The organism is Shewanella indica (assembly GCF_002836975.1).
GTDB classification, from domain to species: Bacteria; Pseudomonadota; Gammaproteobacteria; order Enterobacterales; family Shewanellaceae; genus Shewanella; species Shewanella indica.
This window is the reverse complement of the sequence record NZ_NIJK01000027.1, coordinates 238543-259912: the sequence shown is the minus strand read 5'-3', so window position 1 is coordinate 259912 and position 21370 is coordinate 238543. Positions and strand designations below refer to the sequence as shown.

15 protein-coding genes and 1 riboswitch are annotated in these 21370 nt (G+C 56.6%); of the genes, 5 read left to right on the top strand and 10 right to left on the bottom strand.

Annotated features, from left to right (window positions below):
- Nucleotides 1-257: 257 nt before the first annotated feature.
- Nucleotides 258-893: a class I SAM-dependent methyltransferase gene (locus CX650_RS08175; protein WP_071238474.1), complete on the top strand. Its 636-nt coding sequence runs from the start codon at nt 258-260 to the stop codon at nt 891-893.
- A 107-nt stretch (nt 894-1000) separates the two neighbouring features.
- Here the strand turns inward: CX650_RS08175 and CX650_RS08170 are convergent, their stop codons facing one another.
- The 8 genes from CX650_RS08170 to CX650_RS08135 form a co-directional block, all read right to left on the bottom strand.
- Nucleotides 1001-1441, bottom strand: coding sequence for a nitrate reductase cytochrome c-type subunit (locus CX650_RS08170; protein ID WP_093982332.1), 441 nt, complete (start codon nt 1439-1441; stop codon nt 1001-1003).
- On the bottom strand, nt 1438-2370 hold the full coding sequence (napH, locus tag CX650_RS08165) for a quinol dehydrogenase ferredoxin subunit NapH (protein ID WP_101095535.1): 933 nt from the start codon (nt 2368-2370) through the stop codon (nt 1438-1440). Before napH ends, CX650_RS08170 begins: the two co-directional genes overlap by 4 nt.
- Complete coding sequence (napG, locus tag CX650_RS08160) at nt 2367-3110, bottom strand: ferredoxin-type protein NapG (protein WP_101095534.1); 744 nt, start codon at nt 3108-3110, stop codon at nt 2367-2369. Before napG ends, napH begins: the two co-directional genes overlap by 4 nt.
- Nucleotides 3111-3120: 10 nt before the next feature.
- Entirely contained in the window at nt 3121-5604 is a 2484-nt protein-coding gene (napA, locus tag CX650_RS08155; RefSeq protein WP_101095533.1) for a nitrate reductase catalytic subunit NapA, read from the bottom strand.
- Nucleotides 5601-5900, bottom strand: a complete 300-nt coding sequence (locus tag CX650_RS08150) for a chaperone NapD (RefSeq protein ID WP_025889977.1) — start codon at nt 5898-5900, stop codon at nt 5601-5603. Before CX650_RS08150 ends, napA begins: the two co-directional genes overlap by 4 nt.
- A 257-nt stretch (nt 5901-6157) precedes the next feature.
- Nucleotides 6158-7348, bottom strand: a complete 1191-nt coding sequence (locus CX650_RS08145) for a lipocalin-like domain-containing protein (RefSeq protein ID WP_101095532.1) — start codon at nt 7346-7348, stop codon at nt 6158-6160.
- On the bottom strand, nt 7348-9921 hold the full coding sequence (locus CX650_RS08140) for an ABC transporter permease (RefSeq protein ID WP_101095531.1): 2574 nt from the start codon (nt 9919-9921) through the stop codon (nt 7348-7350). The genes CX650_RS08145 and CX650_RS08140 overlap by 1 nt, the downstream gene beginning before the upstream one ends.
- Nucleotides 9914-10579: an ABC transporter ATP-binding protein gene (locus tag CX650_RS08135; protein ID WP_101095530.1), complete on the bottom strand. Its 666-nt coding sequence runs from the start codon at nt 10577-10579 to the stop codon at nt 9914-9916. The genes CX650_RS08140 and CX650_RS08135 overlap by 8 nt, the downstream gene beginning before the upstream one ends.
- Before the next feature lie 355 nt (nt 10580-10934).
- Nucleotides 10935-11035, top strand: a riboswitch (glycine riboswitch).
- Between the two features lie 117 nt (nt 11036-11152).
- On the opposite strand from CX650_RS08135, the gene CX650_RS08130 reads away from it, so the two are divergent.
- The gene (locus tag CX650_RS08130; RefSeq protein WP_101095529.1) at nt 11153-12520 is read left to right on the top strand and encodes an alanine/glycine:cation symporter family protein; all 1368 of its coding nucleotides are present in this window, start codon (nt 11153-11155) and stop codon (nt 12518-12520) included.
- Here the strand turns inward: CX650_RS08130 and CX650_RS08125 are convergent.
- Nucleotides 12505-13413 (bottom strand): LysR substrate-binding domain-containing protein, encoded by a 909-nt coding sequence (locus tag CX650_RS08125; protein WP_045283002.1) that lies wholly within the window; start codon nt 13411-13413, stop codon nt 12505-12507. The two genes, CX650_RS08130 and CX650_RS08125, sit on opposite strands and share 16 nt — an antisense overlap.
- Nucleotides 13414-13503: 90 nt before the next feature.
- Here CX650_RS08125 and CX650_RS20005 point away from each other — a divergent pair, with 90 nt between their 5' ends.
- The 3 genes from CX650_RS20005 to CX650_RS08115 all read left to right on the top strand — a co-directional run bounded on the left by CX650_RS20005 (nt 13504) and on the right by CX650_RS08115 (nt 20326).
- On the top strand, nt 13504-13653 hold the full coding sequence (locus CX650_RS20005) for a hypothetical protein (RefSeq protein ID WP_157823005.1): 150 nt from the start codon (nt 13504-13506) through the stop codon (nt 13651-13653).
- 249 nt (nt 13654-13902) lie between these two features.
- On the top strand, nt 13903-19206 hold the full coding sequence (locus tag CX650_RS08120; protein ID WP_101095528.1) for a PAS domain S-box protein: 5304 nt from the start codon (nt 13903-13905) through the stop codon (nt 19204-19206).
- Between the two features lie 88 nt (nt 19207-19294).
- Nucleotides 19295-20326, top strand: coding sequence for a response regulator (locus tag CX650_RS08115; RefSeq protein ID WP_101095527.1), 1032 nt, complete (start codon nt 19295-19297; stop codon nt 20324-20326).
- 58 nt (nt 20327-20384) lie between these two features.
- Here the strand turns inward: CX650_RS08115 and ygfZ are convergent, their stop codons facing one another.
- Nucleotides 20385-21347 carry a tRNA-modifying protein YgfZ gene (gene ygfZ, locus CX650_RS08110; RefSeq protein WP_096140954.1) on the bottom strand — a complete coding sequence of 321 codons (963 nt, stop codon included), beginning with the start codon at nt 21345-21347 and terminating at the stop codon, nt 20385-20387.
- Nucleotides 21348-21370: the final 23 nt, after the last annotated feature.

Sequence of the window (21370 nt, the reverse complement as noted above, 5' to 3'; positions counted from 1 at the left end):
ACCTTCCCTAGGAGCCGGGGCTGGGGTTTGTTAGAGTAAGCGCAGTTTTTGGCGGCGACTGTTGCGGGAAAGTATGAAAGTTCCTGCCCGATAGCCAACCGCCGAGTCAAAGTAATGAGCCAGGCACTGAGCCAAAGCTCTGAATTAGAGCTCTGAGTTAAAGCCTTTAGGCCAAGGCTGTAAAACCAAAGCTGTTAAACCAAAGTCGTTAAACCAAAGTCGTTAAACCAAAGCCGTTAAAGTGAACCGAGTCATAGATGAATCCATGTCCCTTGTGTGCCAACACTCAGCCTAAACAGACAGTTCCCGCCAGGGTTGCCAGACGTTATTTTCTCTGCCCAGAGTGTCGGCTAATCTTTCTCGACCCTGTGCATTTGCTGCCCTTGAATGAGGAGCAGCAGTTTTACGATACCCACGAGAACAGCATTGACGATCCCGGCTATGTGGGCTTTTTGCAACGCTTGTTGACGCCGGCGATGACCTTTCTGCGCCCCGGTATGCAGGGACTGGACTTTGGCTGTGGCCCTGGGCCGACACTATCAAAACTTCTGGCCCGGGAAGGGATAGCGTGTGACGATTACGACCCGCTGTTTTTCCCCAATCCATTGCAGGCACAGTATGACTTTATTCTCTCCAGCGAGTGTTTCGAGCACTTGCACAGGCCTGCCGCCGAGATAAGCGCGCTGCTGGCACGTCTGGTTCCGGGGGGCTATTTAGGCATAATGACAGACCGCTGGCAGAGTGAAGCCCAGTTTTATGACTGGCACTATACCCGGGATCCTACCCATTGCAGCTTCTTCCATCGCGCAACATTGGACTGGCTCTGTGAGACGTTTGCTTTGAGCTTATGTTTTGTCGATGAGCGACGGATTGCCATTTTTCAGAAAAACTGAGGCATCAAAGTGAAGGGCTGGGAAGGGCAGGCAAGCCCCAATCCCTTTGGGGCTGTACCTTGAAACCGGGGCGCCTCCAGGAAGCAGCGACCCGGTTTTTCTCACTATCAGTTGGCAGCGCCAGTGCTGAAGTTATTGTCCACCAGCGGCTGCTTGTTATCGGCCTGAGGCACATGGCACTGGGTACAGAAATAGTTCTGTCCATTGAGGGTGCCTTTGTCGTCGATAACATGGGACTTGGCCACAGGCGTTGCCTTCATGCGCTTGGCCTTGCTCCAGTCATGGCAGTTCATACAGCTGTTTTTCTTCAGGCTGATGGGGTAGTCGGCCTTGTGGGGAATGAGCGGCGGCTGCTCGGCGTAGTTGCGCTCTATGGCATTGCCACGCATTGGATAGGAAGGCATGGCATCGGCCGGGCGTACAGAGCTAATCTCTGCATCGCCACCGCCAAGAGAACTGACGTTAACCGGCTGAGCCGTTTCTGCCTGCTGTCCTGAGCAGGCGCTGAGTGCCAGCAGCATCGCGGCTGCGCTGAGTGTTTTTTTCATTGCTTGTTCTCCGCCTTGGTGGCAATTTTGTTGCAATCTATTTTGTTGGATTTGTCTTTGGCTTCACCCTTGGGCGAGAGCCGGGTTAATGGCGTATCAAACTCAAAGACCTTCTTGGCACAGACATCGATACAGCGGCCGCAGAGGGTGCAATCGGTACTGGTTATCGTTGGGTTGCTTCCCTTGAGGGCGGGTTTGAGCACCTGCCGTTCGGGACACACGGTAAAACAGTCCATGCAGTTGTTGCAGTCGTTGGCTCTTACCGCCTCGATATTGACCAGTCGCAGCTTGCCCAGCAGGCTGTAGAGGGCACCACTTGGGCACAGGTGGCTGCACCAGGCGCGCTCGCTGACGAACAGATCCAGCAGCAGTATCGCCAGCAGCAGCCACAGGCCACTGAAACCACCGAACAACAAGGCTCGGTAGGCCACGGGAACCGGGTTGAGCCACTCCCAGGCCAACAGGCCGGTCAGTGGGGGCAAGAGCAACACCAATACCAGCAGATAGTAGCGCAGCGACCTTGGCAGCTCGGGCAATCTGGGCAGGCCCAACTTGCGTCTGAGCCAGGCAGCCGTATCTGTCACCATATTGACAGGGCAGACCCAGCTGCAGAACACCCGTCCACCCAGCAAACCATAACCCAGGGCGACAAGGGCGGCGCCGAGCAGCAGGCTCGGCTCCGGCAGATGGCCACTGGCCAGGCTCTGCAGCGTCACCAGCGGATCGGCCAGCGGCACAGTGTCCAGTAACAGACTGGCCGACAGGTTGCCTTTCAGTAGCCAGAGGCCAAACAGTGGCCCTATGGCAAACAGCAGCAAAACGCTCAGTTGTGACAAGCGTCTGAGTAGCAGGAACCTGTGTGCCTTCCACCAACCCAGGGTGGCAATGGCATCGGCGGCAAAGGCGTCTGAGCTTTTTTTTCGACTCATATTGCCCCTCCGTTACCCAGTCCGGGCAGCCCTTGATTGAGCATCTCCAGGGTGGTCTTTTCCGTGTCTATGTAAGTGTCGTGCTCGGCGGTCTTGCCGCTGGCGAGCTTCTGCGGCAGCACCTTGATCGCCGCCTCTTCCAAAACGCAGGCATGTTCACACTTGCCGCAACCGGTACAGATATCGGCATGCACGGTAGGAATAAACATGGCGTGGTGGCCACTGCGCTCATTGCGGGCACGCTCAAGGGTGATGGCCTCATCGATGAGCGGGCAGACGCGGTAGCAGACATCACATCTCAGGCCTTTGAAGTTAAGGCAGTTTTTCTCATCGATCAGTACGGCTGTGCCCATTCTGGCATCCTCGATTTTCTCGAGGCCGGTATCCAGTGCCCCACTGGGACAGGCGCGGGTACAGGGTATGTTCTCGCACATCTCGCAGGGGATACTGCGGGCGCTGAAGAAGGGCGTGCCTGTGGCTGCCCCTTCAAACCAACGCGCCAGTTTCAGGGTGTCATAGGGACAGGCCTCGACACAGAGGCCACAGCGAACGCAGGCCGAGAGAAAGGCGTCCTCGGCGAGGGCGCCCGGGGGACGTATCGCCTGGGGCGCCAGCGACTGGGACTTGGCCAGCGCTGATATACCCAGCCCGGCCAACCCCATCACACAGCCGGCTTTGGCCGTGGTCGCCAGAAACTGGCGACGATTGATGTTATTGGCACTATTGCGTTTGTCACCCATTACTGCTGCCTCAGGCCTTCATCACTTTGACCGGACACTTCTTGAAGTCTGTCTCTTTGGACAGAGGGTCGGTGGCGTCCAGTACCAGCTTGTTGACCAATTGACGGGCATCGAAGAAGGGCATGAACACCACGCCTTTGGGTGGCTTGTTACGGCCCTTGGTTTCAACCCGGGTCTTCACTTCGCCGCGAGGCGAAGCGACGATGACTTCATCACCACGCTTGAGGCCACGGCTCTTGGCATCATCAGGGTGCATGAAGATCTGCGCATCCGGATAGGCACGGTACAACTCGGGCACCCTGGCGGTCATAGAGCCTGTGTGCCAGTGCTCCAGCACCCGGCCTGTGCTCATCCACAGATCGTATTCACTGTTGGGCTCTTCGGCGGCCGGTTCGTAGGGCAGGGCGAAGATCACCGCCTTGCCATCTGGCTTACCGTAGAACTGATAGCCTGAACCCGGTTTAACGTAAGGGTCAGAACCTTCAACGAAGCGGCGCAGGGTTTCCTTGCCATCCACTACCGGCCAACGCAGACCACGGGTTTCGTGGTAGCGGTCGAACTGAGCCAGATCGTGACCATGGCCGCGACCGAAGGCGGCGTATTCTTCGAAGATCCCCTTCTGCACATAGAAGCCGAAGTGTTCAGATTCATCGTTGAGCTCGGCCTGACAGTCGCTGGCGGGGAACTTGTTGATCACGCCATTGGCGAACAGCACTTCATAGAGGTTCTTGCCGGCGTATTCAGGTTTCTTGGCAATCAGCTCGGCGGGCCAGACCTCCTCTACCTTGAAGCGCTTGGCGAACTCCATCAGCTGCCACAGATCCGACTTGGCACCTTCAGGGGCTTTCACCTGCTGGTGCCACATATGGGTGCGGCGCTCGGCGTTACCATAGGCACCTTCTTTCTCGACCCACATGGCGGTAGGCAGGATCAGGTCGGCCGCCATGGCGGTTACTGTTGGGTATGGATCTGACACCACGATAAAGTTTTCCGGGTTACGGAAACCGGGATAGATTTCATCGTTGATGTTGGGGCCGGCCTGCATATTGTTGGTACACATGGTCCAGTAGCAGTTGAGCTTGCCGTCTTTCAGCATCCGGCTCTGCAACACGGCGTGGAAACCGGGCTTGGGCGGAATAGTGCCTTCAGGCAGCTGCCAGGCCTTTTCTGTGATGGCGCGGTGTTTGTCGTTGTTGACCACCATGTCGGCGGGCAGACGGTGGGCAAAGGTGCCGACTTCACGGGCGGTACCACAGGCAGAGGGCTGGCCTGTGAGAGAGAAGGGGCTGTTACCCGGAGTGGCAATCTTGCCGGTCAACAGGTGCAGGTTATAGAGCATGTTGTTGGCCCAAACCCCACGCACGTGTTGGTTGATACCCATGGTCCACAGGCTCATTACCTTGACCTTGGGATCGGCATAGGCCTTGGCCAGCTCCAGCAGGCGCTCTTTCTCCACGCCGCTCATCTCGCTGGCGTATTTCAGAGTGTAGCGGCTGACAAACTTGGCGTACTCATCGAAGCTGATATCGCTGAACTTGCCGTTACCCGGATTCTTGGCTTTTTTCTCCAGCGGATGATCCGGACGCAGGCCATAACCTATGTCATCCACACCCAGGGCAAACTTGGTGTGCTTGTTGACGAAGTCCTTGTTGACCGCGCCGTTTTGGATGATGTAGTTGGCGATATAGTTGAGGATCACCAGGTCGGACTGAGGCTTGAACACTATCGGGTTGTCGGCCAAATCGAACGAGCGGTTCTCGAAGGTAGACAGTACATGCACCTTACCGTCGGGGTGGCTCAGACGGCGATCCGACAGGCGGGCCCATAGGATGGGGTGCATCTCGGCCATGTTGGCGCCCCAGAGCACAAAGTGATCGGCGGCTTCCAGGTCGTCATAACAGCCCATGGGTTCATCGATACCAAAGGTACGCATAAAGCCGACCACGGCCGAGGCCATACAGTGGCGGGCATTGGGGTCGATATTGTTGGTGCGGAAACCTGCCTTATGCAGCTTGGAGGCGGCGTAGCCTTCCCAGATGGTCCACTGGCCTGAGCCGAACATGCCCACAGAAGTCGGGCCCTTGGTGTTGAGCGAGTGCTTCCACTTTTCTGCCATCACATCGAAGGCCTTGTCCCAGCTCACGGGGATGAACTCACCGTCTTTGGCATACTGGCCGTCTTTCATCCGCAGCAGTGGAGTGGTCAGACGGTCTTTTCCGTACATGATTTTCGACAGGAAGTAGCCCTTGATGCAGTTCAGGCCCTTGTTGACCGGGCTCTCAGGATCGCCCTTGGTGGCGACGACCTTGCCCTCTTTTGTGCCTACCAGCACAGAGCAGCCGACACCGCAGAATCGGCAGGGGGCCTTGTCCCATTTGATATTGTCTTTCTGCTCAGCGGCTTCGACGACTTTCACTGGCAGAGTGACTCCAACGGCCGTGGCGGCGGCAACGGCGGCGTTGGCTTTAAGAAACTCGCGGCGGCTTATGCTCATGGTGTTTCCTCACTCTTTATTTCTTTTGTTTGACTGACAGGCTCAGAATCGACCTGATGATAGATAAGACTGCTGGACAGTATCCCGGGCAGACGGTTGATTGCTTCGACGTTATCCAGGATCTCGCCCTGGCTTTCGCCTTCGAGGGTGACTACCAATTTGCCTTCTGGGCTGCTGGCGTGGACTTCGGCGCCTTCAAGGGCCTGGATGGCAGTGGTCACCGCCTCCAGGGTTCCCGGAGCGGCATGCACCACCAGACTGGTGACATGGTATTCCATCTCTGTTTGTTGCTTCATTGAGGCTCACCTCGACAGGTAAGGGCGACTGGCACGGCATGGGCCGAGTCACCGGAACTGAATCAAAGTCTAGACCTCATTAAAAATGTGGGTATACCTCTTGAGAGGTAATGAAAGCGATTGGCGATCCGGATCAACATTTTCAATGTGATCTGAATCCAAGTTTGAAATTTAAACAGATTAGCCGCTTGACTCCTGCAATATTAATTCAACGTCATTTTGAGAATAGTTCTTGTTTACTACCTAAAGTGGGTTATTCAATAGCCGGTCAGCTCCATATAACCCACGCCGGTTTGTGTGCCTTTGATGGTGATGGGCCCCTCCCAGTAGGGGATAGACAGGTTCATGGCGGCATTGGGATTGAGGGCTTCCAGAGTCAATGACAGAGATTCTCCCGGCAGCTCCAGTTGCCAGGCTACAGGGTAGCGACCGCTGGCCGTTTGTTGCCAGTCCTTGACGCTGAGGCTGATATCATCGAGCGCCAGCGGGTGGCCACTGCCGTCGGGATACATGCGCTTGCCGCTGAAAAAGGCTTTGTTTTCCTGCTCTCTGAGCTGAAACAGCATCAGGGCCGAACCGTCATCGAGCCGCAAGGCGAACCAGTCCCAGCCCTGTTGGCCGCGACTGAGAAATTCTGAGCTCCACTCCCTATCGAGCCAGGCATTGCCGGATACCTGCAGCCATTGCTCCTTGTGGCGCACTTTGCCTTTGACCCGAATAAAAGGCTGGCTGTAGTAGTAAGAGGCTACAGTGCCGGCGGCATTTTTACGGCTGAAACCCTTTTCTCCCTGAATCTGCAGCTCGGCTTGGCTATCGAGTTGCAACTCGAAGGCAAAGTCCTCTTCGCTGACCTGTAAACTGGCGGGAAACAGCCCGCTATTGGGGCCGCTTGCCGCCTGGCTTTGCCAGCGCCAGTTATCGAGCCAGACCCTGAGCGGCAAGCCCATGGCTCCGGCTTGAGTTTTGTCCTGGGCTCCCTGGGGATGGGCTGCTTTGCCTTGGGGCGCGGCAAGCGCGCCCCTGGCCCAGCGCTCGGCGCTTTGGTGACTATCTTGAAAACTGAGTGCGCTGTGAGCCATATAAAGCTGATTCGTCGCCCAGGGAGAGCTGGATTCAGGTTCATCCGGGGAGAGGGCGATACGAAACTGAGTCCATTGCAGCCCGAGGGGCTCACCGCTTTGCGTGGTCAGATTGGCGGTCAGATACCACCACTCCTGACGAAACCTGGGGTGGGGCAGGTGATCTTCCGGAAACTGCAGCGCCGCACCGGGCTCGACTTTGGCATAGCCTTCGCTCGCAGTACCCATCACCCGGCTCATGGCCCGTGAGTCTTGCTGCTGAGCCTTGTCTTGATGAGCCTTATCGCAGCCACTCAGCACAGCGCAGCCCAGCAGTAGACCCGCTAACAAGGGCGCTACGGCAGGCCACCGCATTGTAATCAATCGCATTAGAGCACCTCCTGTTGCAGGCTGGAGACCAGAGAGCGGCGGCTCTGCCAGTAGAGGGGAACTATCACCGCCAGGATGCAGCACAGCAGCGACAAAAGCACCACCCGGCCATAGGCCAGCCAGTCCCACTGCATGGCTATGGTCCAGCCGAAGGCCTGCAGCGTCACCTTATGGATAAGCAGGTAACCGAGAATCGCCCCCATGGGCAGGGCCAACAGACAGGTGAGCAGCACCACCAGCAGCATCTGCAATAGCAACATAGACAAAAGCCGGCCACGGGTAAGCCCGAGCGAGCGTAACATGGCGAGGCTCGCCTGGCGGGACTGGGTCAGCATCAGCACAGCACTGAAAAGCCCCACGGCAGCCACGAGTAAGGTCAGGGTGTTGAGTACCAGGGTAATGCTGAAGGTCTTGTTGAAGACCCGAATCGCCTCATCGCGAATTTTTTGCTGGCTGTAGACCTGTACCGGACTGAGTCCAAGCTCTTGAATGAGGGCGCGCTCGAGGGCGGCAATGCTTGTGAGTCCTGCCCCCTTGGCCCTTTCTGCACTTGTTGCTATGCCACTCACCGCCAGGCTAACGGCTTCAGTTGGCAGCTTAAGCTCTTGCCAGAGGGATTGTGCCAGCAGGACCTCCCCCTTGGGATTGCCATAGTCGTAATAGATGGCGCTGATGGGTAGGGTCAGTGGTGTCTTACATTCCTTTTCCGGGCAGAGGCTGAGCTTGTCGCCCGGCGCCAGCCCCAGCATCAGGGCCAAGGGCTCGCTGATAGCCAGAGTCTGGCCCTGGATCACCGTCAGCAGCGCTTGCTGTTGCTTGTTTTGGGCTCCTTGCACCTGAGCCTGGGCTGGGGTTTTCAGCGCCGTGGTGCGCGCGATAGAGTCGGCGTCCCGGCTAATAAGGTTTATCTCCAGCGTATTGCCGCTCCCCTTGGCATAGAAGGGCGCCTGCCATTGGTAGAAGTGAGCCAGTCCGGGGGCTTGCTGCTCAAGAAAATGCTCCAGATTCGCCATATTGCCGGCGCCCGGGCGGATATAAAGCTCGGCATGCAGGCGGGTGTCGAGCCAGCTTCTGAGGGTCTTGTCAAAGCTGCCTACCAGGGTATTCATAGCGATATTGGCACACAGGGCCAGTAGCAGCGCCATCATGGCCAGCGCCAGCGGTGCCACCAGCTCTCGGGTATCGGCGATGGCGTACTTGCTGAGTCCGGACGGAAACAGCCGCGCCAATAGCCCGAGCAAAGACTGCAACAGTTGCGGCAACAGCAGCGGGATAGCCAGGGTCAAGAGCCCCATCAAGCCCAGGCTGTGTTGGTGGGTTTGGCTCAAGGGATAAAGCAGCGCCGTCAGGGCAAGCAGCGCAACCCCAATGAGAAACAGGCGTTTGTGCATGCTTCTGTGTCTGTGTGCATGCCATTGGCTCTGGGTATTTTGTGCCAGGCTCTGATGACACAGCTCAAGATACAGGGGCACGCAGGCCAGCAGTGCGGCGATAAGTGTCAGACCGGCGCCTTCGGCCAACCATTGCCAGCGCCAATTCCCCGGCAGCAGAGTCGCACCATAGAGCTGCTCCAAGGTCAGCGCCACCATGGGCTGCAGCCACTGGCTGAGCTGCAGCGCCAGAATAAAGCCACTGGCCGAGCCAATGAACACCAGCAACAACAACTCCAGCAGCAGCGCCAGCATCAGGGCACGTCGTCCCAGGCCCTGCTTGAGCAACAAGAGCAACAAACGGCGGCGTTTCATCAGGCTGTAGCGTACACCGTTGTAGGCGATAAACAGCCCCACCACGAAGGCCAACATCCCCATGGCGTTGAGGTTCAAATGAAAACTGCGGGTGAGCGCTGTCAGGGCGGCGCCCTTGTCCTGCTCGCTGATATTCAGCTTACCCAGCGGCAGTCCGCTTTGCTTGAGCCGCTCTTTGAGCCTCTGCGGCTCGCCAAAGAGGGCGATATAGCTGAGGGTGCCTTCGCGCTTTAATAGCTGCTGGGCCAGCGAGATATCCAGATAGAGGCGGTTGCCGAGCTGCTGTGAGTCGGCGAGCGCCAGCACTTCGAGCGTGCGTCCACCGAGGGACAGGGTTGGCGGCGCCTTGAGTCCCTGATGCAGGCTGTCGCTCATGACAATGATGGGCTCACCGGCGAGCAGTCTATTCAAGGGCAGATGGTTGCGGCCATTGCCCCTTTGCTCGAAGGTGCCGAGGGCGGCAATGATATCGCTGCCTTCCACTTGCCACTGGCGACCCTGAGCGTCGTCAAGGACGCCGCTGATCACCGGCAGTGCCTGGATGCCGCTTTGGCGCAGTTGAAAATAGAGTGCTTCATCGAGGCTGGCCCCGCGGGCCTTGGGGGTGATAAAAAGGCTGGCCTGTTGTCCCAGGGCTTCGCCCGCCTCACGGTAGCTGTTGATGGCGTTGTCGTTGGTGGCCTTGACGCCAATCAGCAGAGTCACCGCCAACACCACTCCCAGCAGTATGGCGCCGGCCTGCAGTGGTGCCTTGCGATAGTGGGCCAGGGTGACTTTCAGGGCCTGCCAGGCCAACTTGATTGTGGTTAGCGCCCCTGTGTCACTCATGAATGCGCCCTTGCTGCAGGTGCCAGCGGCGCTGCATATAGGCGGCGGCCGTTTCGCTGTGGGTGACCATCAGAATGGCACTGCCGGCATCGGCGGCGAGAGAGCACAAAAGCTGCATCACCTCATCACCGGCGGCGGCATCCAGGTTGCCTGTCGGTTCATCGGCCAGTAGTAATTCAGGCTTATGGGCCAGGGCGCGGGCAATGGCGACTCTTTGCTGTTGACCACCACTGAGGCTTTCGACTTCCCGGTTCAACAGTGGCGTCAGCCCCAGTGCCTGTACCAGGTGATCGCACCAGGCTTGCCAGCCTTCACCGAGCAGCGACAGGGGAAAAAGAATATTGTCGCGAACATTGAGCGGCGTCAGTAGGTTGAATTGCTGGAACACCACCCCCAGATGGCGGCGGCGAAAGGCGCTCCACTGTTTGTCCTGCCAGCGACTGCTGTCTTGACCTGCCAGCAGAATGCGGCCCTGATCCGGGTGCTCAAAACCGGCTATCAGATTCAGCAGTGTGCTCTTGCCGCTGCCACTGGGGCCGGTCAATGCCACCGTTTCGCCGGGTTTGATCTCCAGGCTGAGATTTTCCAGCACCCTGTGGGGGCGATCGCCGTCCAAAAATCCTTTGCTTACCCCTTCCAGCAACACCTGGCTCTGCATTTGAACTCCTGTGACCCGCAGTAATCTGCTACAGCATAACAAGTTTTTTCAATCGGTGAACTCGACTTTCAGCTGTTGTTACCGCGTAAACCGAACCGGGTTCGGTCGCTCGGGGTGTAGGCCAAGGTCAAATTTTTTGCAGCAAACAGGGCGCGAGTCGGCTTTGCCCCTTGAGCCGGGGGCCATTTAGGCGCAAACTGTGCCACCTGCCACAAATAACGTGGCAATCCGTTCGGATGAAGGTAGCAGGAGAGTGGGGAATCGCCCCCACACCGACGAGGCAATTTCCACCGGTTAACCCGGTTGGAGGTACTCTTTCAGGTGCCGGTCAGCATTGACGGCGTGGACTGTTACTGGACGAGCCTCTGGAGAGACCGGGCATGCCCCGGCGCCGAAGGCGAAAGTGCCGGCTTAGGCCGGCGCGAAACGCTCAGGCAAAAGGACAGAGGAGAGGATGATTGCACCGCCTTGCCTCTGGTGATCTTTCGCTTTTGGCCTCTGCTGCCGCGGTTTCGCAGCCATTTCTTTTCCTCCTCCGTTTATTAATTTTGATGTTTAATAACTGAGGAATCTATGGATTTTCATGCACTTCTTACCCAGATAAACGCTATTGTCTGGGGACCTGCCACCTTAGTCTTGTTGGTGGGAACCGGTATTTATCTGAGCTTCAGGCTGGGATTCATTCAACTGTTGCGTCTGCCGCTGGCGCTGCAGTTGCTGTTCAAACCCGCCAATGGCAAAGGGGAACTCTCCTCTTTTGCCGCCCTCTGTACCGCACTGTCGGCCACCATAGGCACGGGCAATATTGTCGGGGTGGCTACTGCCATCAAACTCGGTGGCCCCGGCGCCCTGTTCTGGATGTGGATTGCCGCCTTGTTTGGCATGGCCACCAAGTATGCCGAGTGTCTATTGGCGCTTAAGTTTCGCACCACAGATCGCCACGGTAACATCGCCGGTGGCCCCATGTACTACATAGAAAAAGGCCTGGGGCTAGGCTGGCTGGCCAAGCTGTTTGCGGTTTTCGGTGTCGGTGTCGCTTTTTTCGGTATCGGGACTTTTGCCCAGGTCAATGCGATTTCCGAAGCCCTGACCATCGCCTTTGATGTGCCAGCCTGGAGCACTGCCGTGGTGCTGACCTCGCTGGTGGCTGCCGTGACCTTAGGGGGGGTTAAACGGATTGCGGCTGTGGCGCAAAAGTTGGTGCCCACTATGGCCATAGGCTATGTGGTTGCCTGTCTTTGGGTGCTGCTGAGCGCCAGCGAGGCGATTCCGGATGCGATAGCACTGGTGTTGCATTCCGCTTTCAATCCGGTGGCGGCCACCGGTGGCTTTTTGGGGGCCGGTATCGCCCTGGCGATTCAAACCGGGATTGCTCGCGGAGTGTTCTCCAACGAGTCGGGTTTGGGCAGTGCCCCGATAGCGGCGGCGGCCGCCAAAACCAAGGAGCCGGTTGAGCAGGGACTGGTGAGCATGACGGGCACCTTCTTCGATACCATCATCATCTGCACCATGACCGGCTTGGTGCTTATTCTTACCGGTGTCTGGAATGGCGATATCGCCGGGGTAGGCATGACCAGTGCTGCTTTTTCCAGTGCCACCACGCCGCTGATTGGCCAGTATTTGGTGACTGTGGCGCTTGTGTGTTTCGCCTTTACCACTATTCTTGGCTGGAACTATTATGGCGATCGCTGCTGGAGCTATCTCACCAAGGGCCGCTGGATCCCGCTCTATCGCTGGGTTTTTCTCGGGCTTATTGCCTCGGGCGCCTTTATCACGCTGGATCTCATCTGGCTGCTCGCCGACATAGTCAATGGCTTGATGGCGATACCCAATCTGATTGCCATTATAGGTCTGCGCCACCTGGTGCTGGCAGAAACCCGCAGTTATTTTCAGCGTCTGCGCGGCTGCGGTGATGAGGCCCTGCCTCAGGCCGATGCCTGAGTCTTGAGCGAAGCAATCAAGGCCAGCAACCAGTCTTCAAACCGCCTTATCCTGGCCAGTTTGGGTGAGGCGGCGTGATACAAGAGGTGATAGCGGATCCCACCCGGCAGCACCTGCGGCAGAGGCGCCGTGAGCGTACCGGCGCGGATATATTGCTGGGCCATCAGGCGGGAGCCTAAAAACACCCCGTGGCCTGACAGCGCCGTGCTCAGTGCCATATCCAGATTGGCGACCCGCACCCAATTGAGCGCCTGGGTATCCGGCGTGATACCTGCCGCCGCAAACCAGGCCAGCCAATCCTGTCCCGGCTTGTCGTCGGCATCGATAAGCCAGCATTGGCTCAGTTGCGAGGCATGTGTGAGTGCTTGCTCCTGTGCCAGTTGGCTGGAACACAGGGGGACTGTGTCATCGTCGAACAGGTGACGACAGTAAAGCTCACCCGCGTCAATGTCACCAAAACGTATGCCGATATCCATCTCTGCGTGTTGGAGATCTTCCAGCTGACTCGAGGCCCAGACCCTGACCTTGATTTCCGGATGCAGCCGATTGAACTGCCCAAGATTCGGCAGCAGGATCAAGGAGGCAAAGGACTGAGTTGTCGTGATGTTGAGCTCTCCTGGAACCCCCTGACATTGTATCTCTTGCCAGCAGGAGCCGATGGAGCCGAATGCCGCCGTCAGGGTATCGGCCAGCTGCTGAGCACGGCTGGTGGGCTGCATGCTGCGACCGCGGCGAATAAAGAGTTTGATCCCCAGGTGAGCCTCCAGCAAGCGTAGCTGTTGGCTGACCGCCGCTTGGGTGATATGTAACTCTTCTGCGGCTTGGGTGTAGCTCTTGTGCCGCGCCGCCGCTTCCAGGCAGCGCAGTCCCTTGAAGTGATCTAAGTGTTCCATAAGTTGTACTTATTTTAATGGTAAGAAATCATCGTTGGTTTTACGGTGGGCGCCGCAGCAAAATGCATTTGGTCACCACAGGAGCTCGCCATGAATTCAGCCACTCAAAAACCTTGTTTAAACCCAGATAGTAGAGATTCTACTGCCAATAGCAAGCCGCATGGAAAGGGGCGGTTTCAGCGCTGGCTTGCAGCTATTGGCCGTTCTCTTTCCCTGCAACATAAGAGTTTATTTAAATAATTCCAGCTTATCTTTTTCTGTGTGTTTTATGCCAGTTGGCTGCAGCTGACTTTTTTGTGAAATTTGCTCCGCTTCACTTGTTTAACCGCATGGCTAATGCTTAAATAACAAGGTTAATTTTTGACCTTTAATCAGTTAGTTGACTTCAGTCGCCTGATGTACTTCGGCATTGATTGCCCAAGAGAGAGTGTCTGACAATAGGACTTTGCAGTAGCAGAGTCGCAAGGAAATCGTCAGAGAGGCAGAGCTATGCCGGATACCGCGACACTCAGAACTTTTCGCAGCCGTATTCTGTTGCAGATAGCCATTCCCTTAATCAGCATCATGACTGTGATTTCGGGGGTTACCGGCTGGTATAACTATCAGGAAGAAGAGAAAGCCTTCTTTGCCGACTTGGCCGAAAAGGCAGACTTCGCCGCTAAAAGGCTCGAGTTTGAGCTGTCTTTGGCACAAAGGGATAGCCAGACACTGGCATACAGCCTGGGGAATCTGGAGTCTTTCGAACGTCTGCAACAAGCGGACAATCTCTATCAACTGCTCAGGGACAGGTTGCAGCGCAATCCCAACTTTTACGGCAGCGCCATCGCCTTTCAGCCCGGGTTTCTGCCCGGGCAAAAACGCTTTGCTCCCTATGCTTTTCGGCAGGATCTTTCTATTGCGACCATGGACATAGGTCAGGAAGCCTATGATTACACCAGCGGTGAGTGGGCTTGGTGGACCGAAGCGCTCAAGCTGGCGGATGGGTTTTGGACTCCCCCTTATTTTGATGAGGGTGCCGGTAATACGCTGATGATCACTTTTTCACAGCGCTTTGGTGGTGAAGCGGCGCCATTGGGCGTGGTTACTACGGATCTCGCTCTCTCCAGCCTGCCGATACGTTTGGGGATAGATCCCAAAAAGCTGTTGGTATTGGACAACCAGGGCAGGCTCATCTATCACCCGGACAATAATCTTACCCGCAACGCCAAATTGGAAGACTGGCTGGCTAATACCGCCGCCGGCAAGGAAGCGGCGCAGCATATCTATGCCGCCGACACCCCCGAGGTGGCCCTGAGCGATCTCAACGGCGTGCAGTACCTTGCCAGTGTCGCCAGGGTTGCACCACTGGAGTGGCGGGTGTTGGTGATCACGCCGCAAAAGCAGTTGCTGCGTTCTTTCCTGCAGGATTTCAGCTCCTTGACGCTCAACCTGTTGCTGCTGGCTATGATACTGCTGGTCACCAGTTACTGGAGCGCCAAGCGTCTCACCCAGCCTCTGGAGCAGTTGGAAGCCGGGATAGTGGACTTCAGCAAGGGGTTGATCAAACGCTTGCAAAAACCCGAAGGCGTGGTGCGGGAGATTGCGACTCTCAGCAATAAATTCAATGAGATGGCTGAAATTCTCGAAGAGAGGGAACAGGCGCTGCTCGACTCCCGTGGCAACAGGTTTGCCAAGCTTATCGACGGCATGAGTGACAAGTCCTTCTACTGCTCCATGGATCCCAACGGCGCCATAGTACAGGCGAGCGAAGGGGTGAAGAAGGTCTTGGGTATCACTCCTGAAGTGCTCAGGCGTAAGTATCAGCGGCTGTTTTCCAGCAACAGTATCAACGAAGCCAACTGGCAGTATATGGAACAGGCGCTGGCCGGCGAGTCGGTGCCGCCGCATCAGGTGGAGTTGGCCGATGCCGAAGGTGGCTTGAGGCGTTTGGATCTGTTTATGCAGCCTCTGCTTGATGATGAAGGCAAGCTGATTTCGGTGGAGATGCTGTTTAATGATGTCACCGAGCAGTTTTCCGCCGCGGCCTGGTCCAACGCCGTGCTGGAGGCGGCGCCGGAGGCGATGCTTATCGTCGATGAAGGCGGCATGCTGGTGTTCTCCAACAGCCGTTGTCAGGAGCTGTTCGGTTATGCCGCCGAGGAGATGCTCAAACTCAATATCGACCAACTGTTGCCGGAAGTGGACCGGCTGGAACACGCAGCCAAGCGCCATGCCTTCGTGACTGACGGCAAGGATCGCATGATGGCCAAGGGCAAGGCGCTGCAGGCACTCAAGTGCGATGGTTCCCAGTTCCCGGTGCAGATAGGTTTGAGCCTGTTGCCGGCCGATCACAAGGGCAAACGTCAGGTGGCGGCATCGATTCGGGAGCTGACCGAGAAACTGGCGGTAGAGCGTAAAATTCGCGAGAGCGAGAGCCGTTTTCGTGGGCTGGTATCCAACATCCCCGGCGCCGTTTATCGTACCCGGGTCGATGAACAGTGGACCATGGAATATGTCAGCGACAATATCACTGAGATAAGCGGCTATCCGGCCTGGCATTTCATCGACAGCAAGAAGCGCAGTTATGGTTCCCTGGTCATAGATGAAGACAAACAGCTGTGTATCGACACCATCAACTCGGCCCTGGCCGAGCAGCAAGCCTTCGATGTCGAGTACCGTATTCGCCATCGGGATGGCAGTGTGCGTTGGATCCATGAAAAGGGTAAGGCCAGCTATGATGAAGACGGTAACCCGCTGTGGTTCGATGGCAGCCTCAATGACATCACCGACAGCAAGCTGGCTCAAGAGAAGATGGAGCAGTCACGGGAGCAATTGGAAACCATCACAGAGTCTGTGCCCAGCACTGTGTATCAACTGTTTTGGCAAAGCCCGCAGCAACGCAGATTCACCTTTCTTTCCAGTGCAGCCATCGCCACTCTTGGCCACCACAAGAATGAGGTGATGGCCGATTTTGATCTGGTGGCCGAGCGGATTGTTGCCGAAGACAGAGGCAGCATTATTCGTCTGCTTTCCGGTGAGAGTGGACTGCAATGGATCAAAGAGTTCCGCTACCGGCATCCTTCCGGTGAGGTGCGTTGGCTAGAGGCCGGTGCCAAGGGCAGTAAACAGCAGGATGGCATGCTCTGGAACGGTTATCTTACCGATATCAGCGGCCGTAAGGAGATGGAAACCGAGCTGGCCCAGAGCGAGGCCCACTTCCGGGCCCTGTTTGATAACGCAGGTATAGGCATAGTCAACCTGGACGATCGCGGCACCATAATGGATTGCAATGGCCAGTTCTGCAGTGACATGGGCATGAGTGCCGAGCAGCTCAAACGTCGCTCGTTTGCCGACTTGATGGCGCCGGAAGACAGAAGCAATGCCAGCGAGCTGTACGAGCGCCTGAAGCGAAGTGACGATCACAGTGTCAGCGGCGAGTGGCGCCTGCTCAGTGCCTCCGGCGAGCCCATGTGGATGGCAATCAACGCCTCCGAGCTTGAAGAGGAAGAGGGACGGGAGCGTTCTGTGGTTATGAGTATCGCCAACATTACCCGCCTCAAGCTATTGTCCAACGAACTGATGGCTGCCAAGGAAGATGCCGATGCCGCCAACAAGGCCAAGAGTGACTTCCTTGCCAATATGTCCCATGAGATCCGCACCCCGATGAACGCCATTATCGGCATGTCTCAGCTGTGCCTGCAGACACAGTTGGATCGTAAACAGCGTAACTATGTGGAAAAAATTGAACGGGCTTCGCAATCCTTGCTGGGGATCATCAATGACATTCTCGACTTCTCCAAGATTGAGGCCGGCAAACTGGATATCGAAGTGGTGCCGTTCCAGCTCGACAGTATTTTGGAAGATCTCGGGGATATGTTCTCTGAGCGCGCCGCCGACAAACAATTGGAGCTGCTGTTTGCCGTGGCCCCCAGTGTACCCAGCCACCTGGAAGGGGACCCACTGCGTCTCGGTCAGGTGCTTATTAACCTGATGAACAACGCCATCAAATTCACCGAACGGGGTGAAGTGATGCTGTCGATAAGTGAGCTCAGCCGCGAGCAGGATGAAGTGATCCTAAGATTCGCTGTGCGCGACAGTGGCATAGGTCTGACGGCCGAGCAGCAAGCCAGATTATTCAAGTCTTTCAGCCAGGCAGATACCTCGACCACGCGTAAATACGGCGGTACCGGGCTTGGGCTGGCGATTTCCAAACAACTGGTAGAACTGATGGGCGGCGAAATCGGCGTCGAGAGCCAGTTTGGCAACGGCAGTTGTTTCTTCTTTACTGTGCGGCTCAAGGTTGCGGAAAACGACAAGCTGAATGTAGAGCAGGAACTGGAAGGCATGCCCATTCTGGTGGTCGATGATAACGGTACCGCCAGAGATATATTGCGCACCACGCTGGAGAGCATGGGCTTTACCGTTGACTGTGCCCGCAGCGGCATGGAGGCACTGGATAAGGTGAAGCGCAAGTCCTACAAGATGGCCTTGATCGACTGGAAGATGCCTGAGATGGACGGCATGGAAACCGCGCGGCAGATACTACAGGTAAAAGAGCCGCCGCTGATCCTCATGGTGTCGGCCCACGCCAACAGTGACTTTATCGAACAGTTGGAGCAACTCGGGATCAACGGCTATATCACCAAGCCGGTCAGTGCCTCCAGGCTGCTCGATGGCATTATGCTGGCTCTTGGGCGTCAGGGCCATATTCCGGTCAGGCGCAAGGCGTTGGATCTCGAATCCCTGCAACTGGCAGCTCTTGCCGGCAAACGTGTGTTGCTGGTGGAAGACAACGAGATGAATCAGGAGGTGGCGACCGAGTTTCTCGAACAGGTGGGCATAGACTTGTCCATTGCCGAGAATGGCCAGATAGCGCTGGAGAAGTTGGCGCAGCAGCAGTTTGATCTTGTGCTGATGGACTGCCAGATGCCTGTGATGGATGGATATCAGGCCACAGAGGCACTGCGCAAGATACCAGGGCTTGAGCAGTTACCTGTGGTTGCCATGACGGCCAACGCCATGGCCGGTGACAAGGAGATGTGTCTGCGAGCGGGCATGAATGACCACATCGCCAAGCCGATAGAAGTCAGCCTCTTGTATCAGGTGTTGTTGCAGTATCTGGGAGGTGGACACGTCCCGGCCGCTGCAGGGAATAATGATGCTGGTATGGCCGATGGCGATGCTCCTGAGAATCTGGTGAGCTGGCCGGAACACGAGAGCCTGGATATCGATCGCGGACTGCAGCTGGTACAGCATTCAGAGCGCCTCTATCGGCGCATCTTCGAGCGTTTCCTCGGTAGTCAGGGCAATGTCGGCAAACGGATTCGCAAGGCGCTCAAGGAACAACAGCAGGAAGAAGCGGTCAGGGCGGCGCATACCCTTAAGGGGCGGGCAGGTAACCTCTGCTCCGAGCCTTTGGTGGAAGAGGCCAGGCAATTGGAAGCCAAGTTGGCGGCCGGTGAAGAATGTGAGCAAGAGTTGCTGGCGGTGGAAACCCGGGTTGCAGCCATTGTTGAAGCCATTGCGGACTGGATGGGTGATAAGCCACAAAGCGATCCTCTGGCGGAAGGTGATACCGCCGAGGAGATTGATCCCGAGGCGCTTAAAACCGCCCTGGAGCAACTGCTGCAGAGTCTGGAAGACGCCGATGCCGAAGCCGTTGTTCAACTGGAAGCATTGAGCCGCAGGGTGAGCAAGCCTCTGTGGCAGCGCCTGAAACCTGTCAGCAGCATGGTCGGCAGCTATCAGTTTGACGATGCCGCCGATCTTATCCGCGAGCTGCAGCAGGAGCTGAACGAGACCGAGCAGGCCTGACTATACTCATTAGGGGATATTCGCGCCGCCGGTAAAGCACTGTGGCGCTGAAATAGGATGTGGAGCCCGTAACAAGAGGGAGATTGAGATGGAAAAAGCCACTGTACTGGTGGTGGACGATACACCGGAGAACATAGATATTCTGGTGGGGATCCTCGGCGACGATTATAAGCTCAAGGTGGCGATAGATGGCCCAAGAGCGCTGGCGTTGGCGCAGAAGAGCCCTCCGGATCTGATCCTCCTGGATGTGATGATGCCGGGCATGAATGGCTATGAAGTTTGTAAGCGTCTCAAGCAGGAACCCATGACCAGCCATATCCCGGTGATCTTTGTCACCGCTCTCTCTGAGGTGGCCGATGAGACCCAGGGCTTTGATTTGGGGGCTGTCGACTACATCACCAAGCCTGTCAGTGCCCCGATAGTCAGAGCCAGGGTACGTAACCACTTGGCCCTCTATGATCAGAAGCGTTTGCTGGAACAACAGGTGCGCGAACGTACCCGCGAGCTGGAACAGACCCGCTTCGAGATCATCCGTCGCCTGGGCCGTGCCGCTGAATACAAGGATAACGAGACCGGCTTACACGTTATTCGCATGAGCCACTATGCCAGGCTCCTGGCACAACAGGCCAAGCTGCCGGACAACTTCTGTGAGCTGCTTTACAATGCGGCGCCCATGCATGATATCGGCAAGATAGGTACTCCGGACGCTGTGCTGAAAAAACCGGGGAAACTGGACGCCGAAGAGTGGCGAATCATGCAGCAACACGCCGAAATCGGTGCCGAGATTATCGGTGAGCACCCGGATCCTCTGTTGCAGATGTCCCGGGGCATTGCGCTGACTCACCACGAGAAGTGGGATGGCTCAGGTTATCCCAATGGCTTCAAAGGCAATGATATTCCCATTGAGGGGCGAATCGTCGCCATTGCCGATGTCTTCGATGCCCTGACCTCGATTCGACCTTACAAGAAGGCCTGGAGCATAGAAGATACCATGGCGTTACTGGAGTCTGAGGCGGGGAAACACTTTGACCCTGAACTGGTGGAACTGTTCAAACAGATACTGCCCCAGGTGATAGAGGTGCGTGATACTCATATGGAAACTGAGTCCGGCACTGAATAGCGACAAACTGCGGATAAAAATAAAGGCGCCGACGGCGCCTTTATTGGGTCATTCATTGTTACTCCTGCTCTTCCAGAGAGTAGGGCAGAGGCAGTACCGTCAGTTCGCTGTTTTCATCATCGGCGATGCGGAATTTGGCGCCGACTTCTGTGTCATTGGCCAGCACTGCGGTCAGCAGCAACTCGCCATTTCGTTGTACGGCTTCAATAATGCTGCCGCCCTTACGAAAACCTTCATCCAGTGCCATCTCCAGTGTGGTTTCCGGGGTGACATCGACAGTGGCTTTACCCTTGAGAATATAGAGGGCTCGCTTGTTGCCGCCGCGATATTTCATTCTGGCCACGGTTTCCTGGCCCATATAGCAACCTTTGGTGAAGCTGATGCCGTTGATGGCCTGCAGGTTGCACATTTGCGGTACAAATTGGCCCATGTGTGATGCCGGCAGGTTAGGGTAGGCGGCAAGGATTTCCAGCTCTTGCCAGGCACTGGCATCGACAGGAGGCTGCTGGCACAAGGCATCGGCCCGGGCCTTGGGCAGAACCAGAATAAAGCGCTCGCCGTCCTGCAGTACCACGCCGTCATCGACAGCACTTACTTGCTGCTCTGGACTGAAGCCCGGGAACTGCTCTGCCAGCCAAGTGGCAGCCTTGGCGCCGGCTACACCCAAGAGACTGTAATCGTCGCTGACATCAACCAGTTCGGCCTTACTGAACACAGCGTACTTCTTCAGTTGCGGCAAGTCGGCAGCCAGGGTATCCCTTGGCATCATCAATATCAGGGCATCACCCAGGGCAAAGGTTCTGAAACTTGAAAGCATTTTGCCTTTGGGATCGCAGTGAGCGCCCCAACGCCACTGCTCGGCCGTGAGAGAGCTGATATCCGTGGTGACCTGACCATGGATAAAGCTGCGGCCCTGTTCGCCGGTAACGGCAAGCAGACCCAAGTGAGATAGGCGGGAAATAAGCAGATCCGGAATGCCGGCATCCAGTGGCCAATCGGGCTGAGAAACGCAAATGCTCATAACAAGATCCTGAGATTGAAGGC

What these genes read in the sequence shown, in the direction of transcription:
- napA (WP_101095533.1), bottom strand. Translation starts at nt 5,604, where the DNA reads ATGAGCATAAGCCGCCGCGAGTTTCTTAAAGCCAACGCCGCCGTTGCC.
- CX650_RS08140 (WP_101095531.1), bottom strand. Translation starts at nt 9,921, where the DNA reads ATGAGTGACACAGGGGCGCTAACCACAATCAAGTTGGCCTGGCAGGCC.
- napH (WP_101095535.1), bottom strand. Translation starts at nt 2,370, where the DNA reads ATGAGTCGAAAAAAAAGCTCAGACGCCTTTGCCGCCGATGCCATTGCC.
- CX650_RS08125 (WP_045283002.1), bottom strand. Translation starts at nt 13,413, where the DNA reads ATGGAACACTTAGATCACTTCAAGGGACTGCGCTGCCTGGAAGCGGCG.
- CX650_RS08135 (WP_101095530.1), bottom strand. Translation starts at nt 10,579, where the DNA reads ATGCAGAGCCAGGTGTTGCTGGAAGGGGTAAGCAAAGGATTTTTGGAC.
- CX650_RS08115 (WP_101095527.1), top strand. Translation starts at nt 19,295, where the DNA reads ATGGAAAAAGCCACTGTACTGGTGGTGGACGATACACCGGAGAACATA.
- CX650_RS08170 (WP_093982332.1), bottom strand. Translation starts at nt 1,441, where the DNA reads ATGAAAAAAACACTCAGCGCAGCCGCGATGCTGCTGGCACTCAGCGCC.
- CX650_RS08130 (WP_101095529.1), top strand. Translation starts at nt 11,153, where the DNA reads ATGGATTTTCATGCACTTCTTACCCAGATAAACGCTATTGTCTGGGGA.
- CX650_RS08150 (WP_025889977.1), bottom strand. Translation starts at nt 5,900, where the DNA reads ATGAAGCAACAAACAGAGATGGAATACCATGTCACCAGTCTGGTGGTG.
- CX650_RS20005 (WP_157823005.1), top strand. Translation starts at nt 13,504, where the DNA reads ATGAATTCAGCCACTCAAAAACCTTGTTTAAACCCAGATAGTAGAGAT.
- CX650_RS08145 (WP_101095532.1), bottom strand. Translation starts at nt 7,348, where the DNA reads ATGCGATTGATTACAATGCGGTGGCCTGCCGTAGCGCCCTTGTTAGCG.
- napG (WP_101095534.1), bottom strand. Translation starts at nt 3,110, where the DNA reads ATGGGTGACAAACGCAATAGTGCCAATAACATCAATCGTCGCCAGTTT.
- CX650_RS08175 (WP_071238474.1), top strand. Translation starts at nt 258, where the DNA reads ATGAATCCATGTCCCTTGTGTGCCAACACTCAGCCTAAACAGACAGTT.
- ygfZ (WP_096140954.1), bottom strand. Translation starts at nt 21,347, where the DNA reads ATGAGCATTTGCGTTTCTCAGCCCGATTGGCCACTGGATGCCGGCATT.
- CX650_RS08120 (WP_101095528.1), top strand. Translation starts at nt 13,903, where the DNA reads ATGCCGGATACCGCGACACTCAGAACTTTTCGCAGCCGTATTCTGTTG.